Consider the following 12,211-nt stretch of genomic DNA (forward strand, 5'->3'; position numbering starts at 1 on the left):
GAGTACCTCGGCGTCACCTCGGAAGAGGTGCTCGAGGCTATGGAGACGAGCGAGGCGTACAACTTCGTCTCGCTGGAGACCGACCGCGGTGGCGACGGTGGCGACTCGTTCTCGATCTTGGAGTACGTCGGCAAGGACGACGCGCTGATGGCCGTGGTCGAGGACCGCACCACGCTGTCGGCCGCCGTAGGTAAGCTCACACCACAGGAGCAGCGCGTGCTCTACCTGCGCTTCTTCGAAGGCTTGACGCAGACCGAGATTGCCAACCAGCTCAACATCTCGCAGATGCAGGTCTCGAGGCTGCTTCGCCGCACGCTTAAGGTCCTGCGCGAGAACATCGTGAGGGACTAGGCGCGATGCCGTACTCGGCGCAGGAACGTTACGACCGTTGGCGCACCACTGCGCTGGTCGTCTGGTCGACGATCGGCCTCGTGGTTCTGTTCGCGGCTGCGATGTGGGGGCTGGGCAGGATCATGCCGGCGCTCACGCCCTTCGTCGTGGCCTTCGTCCTCGTGTTCCTGCTCAACTGGCCGGTCGCACTGCTCGAGACGCGAGGCATGAAGCGCGGTCAGGCCGCACTACTGTGCTTGGTTATCCTGCTGGCATTGCTCGGGGGCATCGTCACGGTGCTGGGGCCGACCGTGGTCCATCAGGTTTCGTCGTTCGCGCATGCGGCGCCAAAGTATCTCGCGCAGGCCGACGCTGCCGAGAGCGCGGTCGAGGGGCAGCTTTCGGCGCTAGTCCTACCGGTGTGGCTCGCCAACATCATCCGCACCGCCTCGGCCCAGCTTTCGGAGTTCCTCGTAACGGCGGGCAACAACCTCGCGCACGTCTTGCTCAACTTTGGTGGGAGCATCGCGCGGGGGCTGGTCGACATGTTCCTCGCGCTGGTGATCGCGTTTTGGGTCCTTGCGGACCTGCCCAAGATTCGCGAGGAGATCACCGTGCTCGCCGGCCCTCGGTACGAGAGCGACGCCGAGCACCTGCTTCTCACCGTCACGCGCGTGCTGGGCGGCTACCTGCGCGGCCAGACGATCGCCTCACTGACCACGGCGACGCTCGCGACGATCGGGCTGTCGATCCTCGGCGTCCACTACGCGATCGTAGTAGGCATCATCGCCTTCTTCTTCAACTTCGCGCCCTACATCGGACCGGTCACGACGGCGCTGATCGCAGGGCTGCTCGGCATGTTCGGCGGGCCTTGGGTGGCCGTGGGCGCGGTCGCCGTCGTGGCGATTGCACAGAACCTCACCGACGCTTTTGTGGTGCCCCGCGTGATGTCGTCGCAGGTCGACCTGCATCCAACGCTCGTGATATTCTCCCTGCTCGTCGGCGGTACGCTTTTCGGGATCGTAGGACTGCTCTTCGCGATTCCTGTGGCCGCTATCGGCAAGGGCCTGTTCGTCTACTACTACGAGCGGCGAACGGAGCGAACGCTGTCGAGCACCGACGGCGCGCTCTTCCGCCACAGCGGCGCGACGCGCGCGACCGCCGACAGCGACGAGAAGCCTTCAACAACTGACAGCCAGAACGCCGAAAAGGGAGCGTAGTCAAGTGAACTCCGCCGAGATCCGCGAGAGCTTCCTGTCCTTCTTCGAGAGCAAGGGCTGTCGCAGGCAGCCGTCGTCCTCGCTGATTCCCGACGATCCGTCACTGCTGCTGACGAGCGCCGGAATGGTGCAGTTCAAGCCGGTGTTCCTCGGCGCCAAGAATCTCGGGTTCACGCGCGCAACAACCGTGCAGAAGTGCGTGCGGCTCACCGACATCGACATCATCGGGACGACGGGTCGCCATCACAGCTTCTTCGAGATGCTCGGCAACTTCAGCTTTGGCGACTACTTCAAGTCCGAGGCGTGCGCGTGGGCTTGGGAGTACTCCACCGAGGTGCTGGGTCTGGATCCGGAGCGCATCTGGATCACCATCTACGAAGACGACGACGAGGCCGAGGCGATCTGGGTCAACGAGGTCGGCATCCGTCCCGAACGCATCGTGCGAATGGGCGCCAAGGACAACTTCTGGTCCGCTGGCCCCACCGGTCCGTGCGGCCCGTGCTCCGAGCTCTACTACGACCAGGGTCCGGAGCTTGGCTGCGACGATCCCAACTGCGCGGTGGGCTGCGACTGCGATCGCTACCTCGAGTACTGGAACCTCGTCTTCATGCAGTGCGACCGCGCCGAGGACGGTACCCTCACGCCGCTCCCCAAGCAAAACATCGATACCGGCATGGGCCTCGAACGCATCGCCGCGATCCTGCAGGGTGTGCCCTCGAACTTCGAGACCGACATCCTGCGCGACCTGATGGCTCTGGCTGAGGAGATTACCGGCGCCGACTACGGCGTCAACGAGAAGATCTCGACGTCGGTGCGCATCATCGCCGATCACGCGCGCGCCATCACGTTCCTGATCGCCGACGGCGTTATCCCGAGCAACGAGGGTCGCGGCTACGTGCTGCGCCGCCTGCTGCGCCGAGCAGTACGCCACGGCCGCATCCTCGGCGTCGAGGATCCGTTCCTTGTGCGCCTCGTCGAGCGCACGATCGAGCTCATGGGCGACGCCTATCCCGAGATCGTCGAGCACCGCGAACTTATCGAGCAGATCGTCTCCAGCGAAGAGGAGCGCTTCGGCACCACGCTTCGCCAGGGTCTGACGTTCCTCGAGGACGAGCTTGCGATGCTCGCGCCGGGAGCCGTGCTCGACGGCGGCATCGCCTTCATGCTGCACGACACGTACGGCTTCCCCTTCGAGTTGACCGCCGAGATCGCCGCCGAGAACAACGTCGAGGTCGACGTCGATGCGTTTACTGCCGAGATGGAGGCGCAGCGCGAGCGTGCCCGCGCTGCTGTCAAGGACGACTCGTGGAACACGTTCGGCGGCGCGATCGCCGAGCTCGCCAAAGAGTCGGGCGCGACCGTTTTCCTGGGCTACGAGCACAACGAGGCCGACGGCACGGTACTCGCCATCCTTCGCGAAGGAGTGCGCGTGGAGAGCCTCGCTACCGGCGACGCGGCGGAGATCGTGTTGGACAAGTCCGCCTTCTACGGCGAGCAGGGCGGTCAGGTCGGCGACACCGGTGTTGTTGATGGGCCGACAGGGCGCTTCGTCGTTGAAACCACGCGCGTATCGCAAGGCGTCATCTCGCACGTGGGCAAGCTCGAAGACGGCTCGCTCCGTGTGGGCGAGGCGGTCCATGGAGCCATCGATGTCATGCGCCGAGAGCGCATCCGCCGCAACCACACATCAACACACCTCCTTCACTGGGCGCTTCGCCTCGTGCTCGGGGAGCATGCCAAGCAGGCAGGATCGTACGTAGCGCCGGATCGCTTGCGCTTCGACTTCACCCACTTCGAGGCGATGAGCGCGGCTCAGCTCGAGCGTGTCGAACGTCTCGTGAACGCGAAGATCTTCGAGAACCATCCCGTGCGCGCCTACGAGACCGCGATCGCCTCGGCGCGTGAGGCCGGCGTCACGGCTCTGTTCGGCGAGAAGTACGGCGATTTCGTCCGCGTGCTCGAGATCGGCAACTTCTCCAAGGAGCTGTGCGGAGGCACGCACGCGAGCCATACGAGCGAGATCGGCCTGCTCAAGATCATGGGGGAGAGCAGCGTGGGCGCGAACCTACGCCGCATCGAGGCTGTGACCTCGTTCGATGCCTACGAGTACATCATGCGCGAGGAGGCCGAGCTGCTCCAGACCGCCGCGATCTTCAAGGTGCCGCGCTTCGATGTCAACGAGCGCGCCGCTGCTGCCGCAAAACGTCTCAAGGATCTTGAGGCCGGCGCCAACCGCATGGTGGATGTCGTCGCCGATGATGAGATCAACCGAATGCTGGGCGACACGGTCGACGCTGGCTACAAGCTCATCGTCACGCGCGCGCCGGACGCGCGCCCAGGGACCATGCGCTCCTTGTGGGACGTTCTGCACGGTCAAGGCGCCGACGCGGCGGTGCTCGTCTCGGTCGACATGGAGACCGGCAAGCCGATCTTCCTCGCGGCGGGCGCCGATAACGCTGTCGCGGCGGGTTTCAACGCTGGCGGTGCTGTGCGCGAGATCGCCGCGGTGCTCGGCGGGCGCGGCGGGGGCAAGCCCAACATGGCGCAGGGCGGCGGCGAGGACGCTTCACGCATTGATGACGCGCTCGGGGCGGCTCGGCGGGCTCTCGGCGTCGGCTAGCAGAGAGCAGTAGCGTGCGCGTTCTGGCACTGGACATCGGCGAGAAACGCATCGGAGTCGCGGTGTCAGACCCCTCTGGTACCGTGGCCACGCCGGTCACCGTTCTGGATGCACCGAAGGTGCTTGGTGACGGTCGGGATCTGGTAAGGCTCGTTGATGACTATGAGATCGAACTCGTGTTGGTGGGTCTTCCGCTTTCGATGGACGGCGCAGAAGGACCCCAAGCCAAGCGAGTTCGGCATACGGCCGCGCGGCTGGCAGGGTTCTTGCGCCCCCCAGTCGAGTTCGCCGACGAGCGGCTGTCATCGACACAGGCATCCAAGGCGATGCAGGCAGCCGGAGCGTCGACCCGCCAACAGCGTGGCCAGCTCGACATGCTCGCGGCATCGTTGTTCCTACAGAGCTACCTCGATGCTCGCCGAGATGGCGAGCAGATCGGAGAGTAAGGCATGACGGACGGCCCGGGGATGTTCAGCGACCCCACCAAGGTCCAGCAGCGTGGCAAGGGCGGCAAGATCGCTTTGATCGCGGTCATGGTTGTGGCAGCGCTGGTGCTGGTCGCGGGCGCGACCGGCTGGTGGCTGCTGACGCGCACCGAGCATCCCACCGCTTCGGGTCAGCATGTTGAGGTCCGACTGCCCCAGGGAGCGAGCACCGAGCAGATCGCCCGCATGCTCTCCAGCTACGGCGTCGTCCGCAACAGTCTGCGCTTCCAGCTCGACGCCAAGCTCTCCAAGAAGGCCTTGCGCTCGGGCACCTACGAACTGACGACGGGCATGCCCGACGACCTCGTCATCAAAGCGTTGTCGAGCCCGCCCGAGGTGACCTACGTCGACGTGCTGATTCCTGAGGGCTTCACCGCTCGGCAGGTTGCACGGCGCTTTGCGGCGCGAGCGGGCGTCTCGGAAGACGAGATGATCTCGCTTGTCACGTCGGGCGCCCCGCAGTTTGCGGCCAAGCATCCTTACCTTCAGGGGGCCGCCGGCGACTCGCTGGAGGGATACCTCTTCCCGGCGACCTACCGAATCAAGAAAGGGACAAAGCCGGCCGCAATCGTAGAGCTCATGCTCGAGAAGTTCGATGTTGCCTCGGCGGGTCTAGACCTGAGCTACGCCAAGTCGAAGAACCTGACGCTCTCCGACGTTGTGATCATCGCGTCGATCCTTGAGCGCGAGGCCAAGCTCCCCAAGGACTACCCGACGATCGCCTCGGTCATCTACAACCGCCTGCATGCCCGCATGCGCCTGGGGCTCGACTCCACGATCTTCTACGTCGCTCCGGAGGGCACCACAGTACTGGGCAAGTCAGACATCTGGAACATGAGTCCGTACAACACCTACCGTCACTTCGGGCTGCCTCCCGGGCCGATCTCCAATCCCGGAATCCAGGCGCTGACAGCCGCCGCGCATCCGGCGACCACCAGGTACCTCTATTACGTGCTGACCGGAAAGGACGGGTCGCAGACGTTCACCGTCACGTACCCGGAGTTCCTCCAGGCCGTCAAGAAGTACCACGCGGTGTTCGGCAACTAGCCTCCCCGCGTCGGCAGCTATCCCGTCGCGCGCAGCCGCGTCAGGGCCTGCGCCCGCCCATCTTGCCTGGGCGCGAAAAAGAAAACCGTTACCATTTCTCTGGAACCTGCCGATACAGGTCGTGTGAACCTGTACTGCACACGGGCCGCATCCCCCAAAAGAGCGGCGCAACGAGAGATGGCAGCGATGATCAAGACGGCGCTCACTCCGGCAACAACCGAGACCCGCGGGCGCAACACGGCCCAGCGAGCGGCTGTGCTTGCCGTGATGGGAGACTCGTCGCGCTTTCGAACCGCGCAAGACATCTACGCTGACCTTCGCGCCGAGGGGGCTCGCGTCGGTCTGACGACCGTCTACCGCCATCTCCAGCGCCTTTCCGACGAGGGCGTCATCCACAGCGTGCAGACGCCAGACCGGCAGACCGCGTATCGGCTGTGCTCATCGTCGCACCATCACCATCTCGTCTGTGCGCGCTGCGGGGCCGGCGTGGAGATTCCCGGCACCGAGTTTGAGGAGTGGGCGGCTGGCGAAGCATCCAGCCGCGGCTACTCGCGCGTCACCCACAAAGTGGAGATCTTCGGCACGTGCCCAGCGTGTTCGGCACGCAACGGTCCCGAGAGCTCGACGTAGGACCTGCTGACTCTCGGGTTCGCGCATCGTGCGAGCCTGGCACTGCTAAGAAGACCGAAAGGTAGAGAGATGAGCGACACAGTGACACTGAACAACCCCGCGGGCGTCGCCACAGACGCGCCTGCGCTGCTGATCGAACATGCGCGCAAGGACTACGGACGTGCGGCCGGCGGACGGCGCGACGCGGTCGCGGACGTCTCGCTGCGCGTCTCGCGTGGGGCGATCCACGGGCTTCTCGGTCCGAACGGTGCGGGCAAGACAACCACTCTCAAGATGCTCTTGGGGCTGGTCAAGCCGTCTGGCGGGCGCTTTGAGATCCTCGGACTCGAGGCGCGCAAGCCGGGCGCCAGGGCGCGCGTTGGCTTCCTGCCCGAGCAGCCATACTTCCCGCAGCAGCTGACGGCCTCCGAGGCCATGGCGCTCTACGGTCGCCTCGCGGGCCTCTCGCGCGCCGAGATCGCCGAGCAGACGGGTGACTTGCTCGAGCGGGTTGGCCTGGAAGGTCGCCAGAAGACCATCCTCGCGAAGTTCTCTCGCGGCATGTTGCAGCGACTGGGCCTGGCGCAGGCGCTTCTCGGCCAGCCAGAGGTGCTCGTCCTGGACGAGCCGGCCTCGGGGCTCGACCCCATCGGGCAGCGCGACGTGCGTAACCTGATGGTGAGCCTCAAAGAGGGTGGCGCCACCATCCTGCTGTCGTCGCATCAGCTCTCGGAAGTCGAGACCATCTCGGACGAAGTCACCATTCTGCACCAGGGACGCGTCGCGGCCCGCGGACACATCGACGACCTGCTCAACGTCTCCGGTCAGACCTCGCTGCGCGTGCTCGGCGTGGGCGACCTGCCTGCCGCGGTCGCCGCCGTCGTGTGCGACATAGCCATCTCGGGCACGACCACCGTCTTCTCGCTCCCGGACGAGCACGTCCGTCGAGTGATCGAGCAGCTCTACGACGGCGGCTGGAAGATCGTATCGCTGCAGCCCAAGCGTGCGTCGCTCGAGGACTACTTCGCAGCCCTATTGGTGGCCGCCGAGAAGAACGCGCCTCACGACGCCGCGTCGAAGGGAGGCCGCGATGAATAAGATCGCCGCCATCGCGCAGGCTGTCGTCGCCGACGCCGTGCGCCGCAAGGTCGTCTGGGTTGTGGTTGTGTTCGCTGGGCTTCTGGCCGTGGCAATCCCTGCACTGCCGAGCTACGGCGTAGGCATCATCGACGGCGTCTTCAAGCAAGTGGCTATCGCGTTGATGTGGGTCGCGGCCATAGTTGTCGCCCTCTCATTGGCGGCCACACGCCTGCCGGTGGAGATCGAGCGCCGAACCGTCTTCAACGTCATCGCTCGCGACGTGCGCCGCTGGCAGTACGTGGTGGGCACGTGGCTGGGGATGTTCCTCACGCTCGGAATCGTCCTGCTGGCGTTCGCTGTCGCCACGATCGCCATCGGCTGGTTCACGTACGGCCACCCGATGTTCCTCTTGTTCGAGGCGGCCTTTGCCACGTGGCTTGAGATCGGCATCGTCATGGCTTTCACCGTCATGCTCAGCACGCTTTTTGGAGCGGTCACATCGGTAGTCGGCGGCTTGACCATCGCATTCGTTGGCCACGCGGCGGTCAGCTTCCTGCACCTGCCCGAGACAACGCGTGCGCCGATCTGGTTCCCGTCGCTCGACACGTTCAACGTCATCAACCCTGTGGCGCTTGGCAACGGAATCTCGCTTGCCTACTTCATCGCGATGATCGTCCTGTTTGTGGGCTACGTGACGTTGTTCATGGTGATCGGATCCTACATGTTCGCGGGAAGGGATCTGTGATGTCTTCACAGCGCCCACTCGTGGGTTTGATCGTGGTCATCCTGCTGTGTCTCGGCATGATCGTCGGTGCCCAGGGCCTGGCTGCTGCGACCGCGCCAACCGCGGTGCAGCTGTCGCAGAGCCGAGTGATCGGTCAAGCCGGATTCGCGTATCTCGGTGGGCTGCGCATGGCGGCGGCGGGCCTGCTCTACCAGCGGCTCGATCCGCAGTTCCACCAGTACCTGACCGACAAGAAGATCCAAGATCGCGTAGACCTGCTGCCGTCGATTCGCATCATCCAGATGCTCAACCCGCAGCTGGAACAGCCGTACTACTACGTCTCGTTTATCCTTGCCCTCAAGGGCCGCATAGCCGACGCGATCGTGCTCGCCAAGCAAGGCGTGGACAACAACCCGACTTCAGGCCTTCTTCGGGCGAACTACGTGCAGCTCCTGATGATGCAGGATCGCAAAAAGAACCTGCCCGAGATGCTTGCCCAATCGAAGATAGGGCTGGGTTCCACGGTCACTTACTCGAGCCTCGACGACCAGTTCGAGTCGTACGGTATCTTCCGGACGACGTACTTCCTGGCAGGCGATACCCAGATGGTTCAAACCCTCGACGCCGAGCAGAAGCGCCTGGTGGCGGCCGGGGCTAAGTCCGGCGGAAACGGCGGGTCGGGCTTCGGCGCACTGATAAACTCGTGGGCCAACTCGGCGAGTTCAGGGCCGTAGTGCAGCGAGCCGAAGAAGCGAGAAGGAAGCCGAGATCGACTTGATGAGTCCAGACCTGTACCTGAGAAGCGTGTGCGATATCGACTTGGACGCTCTAGGCGCCCAAGGCATAGACACGCTCCTCATGGACCTGGACAACACGCTTCTGCCCAGAGACAGCAGTGAGATGCCCGACGACATCGTTGCGTGGGCCGCCCAGCTGTCAGACCGAGGTTTTCGAGTGTGTCTCGTCTCCAACAACTGGCACGCCCGCGTCCAGGAGGTCGCCAAGGAACTCGGCTTTCAGCTTGTTGCCAAGGCGGTCAAGCCGCTCCCGTTCGCGTTCTGGCGCGCTCTGAAGCTCATGGGTGTGGGGCGCAAGCAGTGCGCGATCGTCGGCGACCAGATGTTCACCGACGTGCTCGGCGGCAAGCTGCTCGGTATCAAGACCATCATGGTGCTACCGCTTTCCGAGAGCGATCTGCCGCACACTCTGCTTCTGCGTCGCGTGGAGAAGGTACTTCTCGGTGGGCGTCAGCCGCAGGCCTAGATGCGCGTCTTTGAGTCAGTCGGACAAGGAGCAGGACATGACCGCGATCAACGGCAAGACGCGTCTCGCAGGAGTCGTCGGGTGGCCACTGGACCACACGCTGTCGCCGGCGATGCACAACGCCGTCTATGAGGAGCTGGGCCTGAACTGGGCCTACGTTCCCCTTGCCGTGCAAGACGAGGTCGGGCTGCGCAGGTTGATCGCGGCCGTGCGATCTCTGCCGTTCGTCGGTTTGAGCATCACGATGCCGTACAAGACAGCGGTTCTCGAGCTCTGCGACGAGGTTGCGACGGCGGCGAGCATGGCGGGCGCGGTAAACACCATCCATGTCACCCCGGACGGTCGGCTCATCGGATACAACACGGATGGGCGTGGCATGCTCGAGTCGCTGGCCACGGATGCGAACTTCAACCCTGCCGGCAAGCGCGTCGTGCTCCTAGGCGCTGGTGGTGCGGCAGCGGCTGCCTTCGTGGCGCTGATTCTGGCGAAGTGCGCAGCCATCACCGTGGTTAACCGAAACCTCGAACATGCCGAAGAACTACTCGACAGAATGGCGCCGCGCGCAAGTGAAATCGAACTGCACGTCTCGAGCGTTGGAGACGCCCAGGTCGCCGTTGGCGGAGCCGACCTCATCATCAACTCGACACCAGTCGGGATGCAGCCCGGCTCGGGCACTCCGCTGCCGGTCGAATGGCTCAGGGAGGGACAGGTCGTGCTGGACATGGTGTACGGAACGGCCGCTCCCACCGATCTGGTGACGGGCGCAGCCGCCGCGGGGGCGGTCGCCCTCGATGGCCTTGGCATGCTTGTCGCCCAAGGCGCGACGGCGATCGATATCTGGAACTCCGACGCGCAGCTGCGCACTCCCCGAGACGTGATGCGCCGAGCCGCGATGGAGCAGCTTGCTGCACGCCGCGGTACGGAGGTGACCGGCTAGCCGATGAGCGCCGCGGCCAACAGCATGCGCCTGGGCCGGCTCCTAGTGGGCACCGGCATTATCAGCGACGAGCAACTCGCCGAGGCGGTTGCTGTGGCTGACGGACGTCCGCTGCCGCACGTTCTCGACGAACTGGGCTTTGCCAACGAGGTGACCGTCGCGCAGGCAGTCGCGAGTTCGATGGGACTGCCCTACGTCGACATCGGTGCCTACGACATCGATCCGGGCGCCGCGCTTCTGCTCAAGCTCGACCTGATGCGTCGCTACGCGGTGCTTCCTATCAAACTCGAAGACGACGAGCTGACGATTGCGATGGCCGATCCGGCCAACATCTTCGCGATCGATGACGTGCGCATCGTGACGGGGAAGGAGATCCGGCCCGTCGTCGCGGCCCAGACCGAACTGATGGCTGCGATCGACAAGTTCACAGCGTCGCAGACCAACGTCAACGACATGGTCGGTGACATCGAGGAGCAGGCTGCGGCAGGTGCCGGAGGCGATGAGGCCGAGGAGCCGGGCGAGGAGTCGGTCGTGGCGCGGCTGATGAACCAGATCATCACTGAGTCCATCCGCAGCGGCGCCGGTGACATCTACATAGAGCCGCAGGAGCGCGACGTGCGTATCCGCTTCCGTGTAGACGGCGTGTGCCAGGTGGTCAACTCACTTCCCATGAAACTGCACAGGCAGCTGCTCAGCCGCCTGAAGATCAGCAGCGGCATGGACATTGCGGAGCGCCGCATCCCGCAAGACGGCCGATTCGGTGTCGTGCTCGACGGCAAGTCGATCGACTTCCGTGTGGCCGTCCTTCCGCTGGTCAACGGCGAGATGGCCGTCTTGCGACTGTTGCGCCGCGACTCGATCATGATGTCGCTCAAGGACTTGGGCTTCCTCGAGCACAACCTGCATCTCTTGCTCGAGGCCCTCGCGCTGCCGTACGGCGCAATCCTCGTCACGGGGCCGACTGGTTCGGGTAAGTCGACGACGCTGTATGCAGCTATCAACGAAACGAACGACCCCAAGTCCAACCTCATCACCGTAGAGGACCCGGTCGAGTACAGACTCGCAGGCCTGTCACAGGTTCAGGTGCACGAGAAGGCGGGGCTGACCTTTGCAGCGGCGCTTCGGTCGATCCTTCGCCAAGACCCGGACAAGGTGATGATCGGCGAGATTCGAGACAAAGAGACCGGCACGATCGCGATCGAAGCCGCGCTGACGGGCCACCTCGTACTCTCGACCCTACACACCAACGATGCGCCAGCCGCAATCACCCGACTTACCGAGATGGGCATCGAGCCGTTCCTCTCGGCGTCCGCTATCACTCTGATCATGGCCCAGCGTCTTGCTCGGAGGCTGTGCCCTGAGTGCAAGGAGCCCTACACGCCAGATCCGGTGGCGCTTGAGCGGATCGGCTTCCCGTTCGACCCGGACAACTTGCCCACGCTCTACCGCGCACACGGCTGCAAGAAGTGCAGCAACATCGGCTACAAGGGGCGCATGGGAATCCACGAAGTCATGAAGATGTCCGAGAACCTCGAGAGGCTCACCGTCGAGAACGCCTCGGCGGACGAACTGATGCGCGCGGCGATCGACGAAGGAATGCTCACACTGAGAGACGACGGATTTGCCAAGGCGAAGATGGGCATGACGTCTCTCGAAGAGGTATTGCGAGTCGTCGTGTAGACGCGCTGGCATGCGGCGCCAACAGGCGTTTCGGTTGTTTCGGCGGTGCCTTTCTGACAGTATGAGGGCACCCGCCGAAGGCGGGATTGGTTACTCCTACCCGCGCTTATTTCGAGCGTGGGAGGCGGGGGAGTGGAGGTGCGACTCGATGGCTGACAACGCGTTCGGCGACTTCTTCTTGAGCGACGCCGATGACGAACTACTCGACGACGACGA

At 64.3% G+C, this 12,211-nt stretch carries 12 protein-coding genes; all 12 read left to right on the plus strand.

From position 1 onward, the window contains the following. Positions 1–351: sigma-70 family RNA polymerase sigma factor (locus P4L93_00045; GenBank protein MDR3685342.1), on the plus strand; the 351-nt coding region annotated here is incomplete at its 5' end. A 5-nt stretch (positions 352–356) separates the two neighbouring features. Further along, the gene (locus P4L93_00050) at positions 357–1,550 is read left to right on the plus strand and encodes an AI-2E family transporter (protein ID MDR3685343.1); all 1,194 of its coding nucleotides are present in this window, start codon (positions 357–359) and stop codon (positions 1,548–1,550) included. 4 nt (positions 1,551–1,554) lie between these two features. Beyond that, a complete protein-coding gene (gene alaS / locus P4L93_00055; GenBank protein ID MDR3685344.1) occupies positions 1,555–4,170 on the plus strand; it encodes an alanine--tRNA ligase in 2,616 nt (871 codons plus the stop codon). A 14-nt stretch (positions 4,171–4,184) separates the two neighbouring features. Then, positions 4,185–4,616 carry a Holliday junction resolvase RuvX gene (gene ruvX, locus P4L93_00060; protein MDR3685345.1) on the plus strand — a complete coding sequence of 144 codons (432 nt, stop codon included), beginning with the start codon at positions 4,185–4,187 and terminating at the stop codon, positions 4,614–4,616. A gap of 3 nt (positions 4,617–4,619) precedes the next feature. Beyond that, entirely contained in the window at positions 4,620–5,702 is a 1,083-nt protein-coding gene (gene mltG / locus P4L93_00065) for an endolytic transglycosylase MltG (protein ID MDR3685346.1), read from the plus strand. Positions 5,703–5,879: 177 nt separating this feature from the next. Next, the gene (locus P4L93_00070) at positions 5,880–6,332 is read left to right on the plus strand and encodes a Fur family transcriptional regulator (GenBank protein ID MDR3685347.1); all 453 of its coding nucleotides are present in this window, start codon (positions 5,880–5,882) and stop codon (positions 6,330–6,332) included. A gap of 69 nt (positions 6,333–6,401) precedes the next feature. Further along, complete coding sequence (locus tag P4L93_00075) at positions 6,402–7,409, plus strand: ABC transporter ATP-binding protein (protein ID MDR3685348.1); 1,008 nt, start codon at positions 6,402–6,404, stop codon at positions 7,407–7,409. Next, complete coding sequence (locus tag P4L93_00080; GenBank protein ID MDR3685349.1) at positions 7,402–8,136, plus strand: hypothetical protein; 735 nt, start codon at positions 7,402–7,404, stop codon at positions 8,134–8,136. The genes P4L93_00075 and P4L93_00080 overlap by 8 nt, the downstream gene beginning before the upstream one ends. Beyond that, positions 8,136–8,849, plus strand: a complete 714-nt coding sequence (locus P4L93_00085) for a hypothetical protein (protein MDR3685350.1) — start codon at positions 8,136–8,138, stop codon at positions 8,847–8,849. The genes P4L93_00080 and P4L93_00085 overlap by 1 nt, the downstream gene beginning before the upstream one ends. Before the next feature lie 43 nt (positions 8,850–8,892). Next, positions 8,893–9,378, plus strand: a complete 486-nt coding sequence (locus P4L93_00090) for a YqeG family HAD IIIA-type phosphatase (GenBank protein MDR3685351.1) — start codon at positions 8,893–8,895, stop codon at positions 9,376–9,378. 37 nt (positions 9,379–9,415) lie between these two features. Beyond that, positions 9,416–10,315 carry a shikimate dehydrogenase gene (gene aroE, locus P4L93_00095; protein MDR3685352.1) on the plus strand — a complete coding sequence of 300 codons (900 nt, stop codon included), beginning with the start codon at positions 9,416–9,418 and terminating at the stop codon, positions 10,313–10,315. A gap of 3 nt (positions 10,316–10,318) precedes the next feature. Further along, positions 10,319–11,995, plus strand: coding sequence for an ATPase, T2SS/T4P/T4SS family (locus tag P4L93_00100; protein MDR3685353.1), 1,677 nt, complete (start codon positions 10,319–10,321; stop codon positions 11,993–11,995). Positions 11,996–12,211: the final 216 nt, after the last annotated feature.

The organism is Coriobacteriia bacterium, assembly GCA_031292615.1.
Taxonomy (GTDB): Bacteria; Actinomycetota; Coriobacteriia; order Anaerosomatales; family JAAXUF01; genus JARLGT01.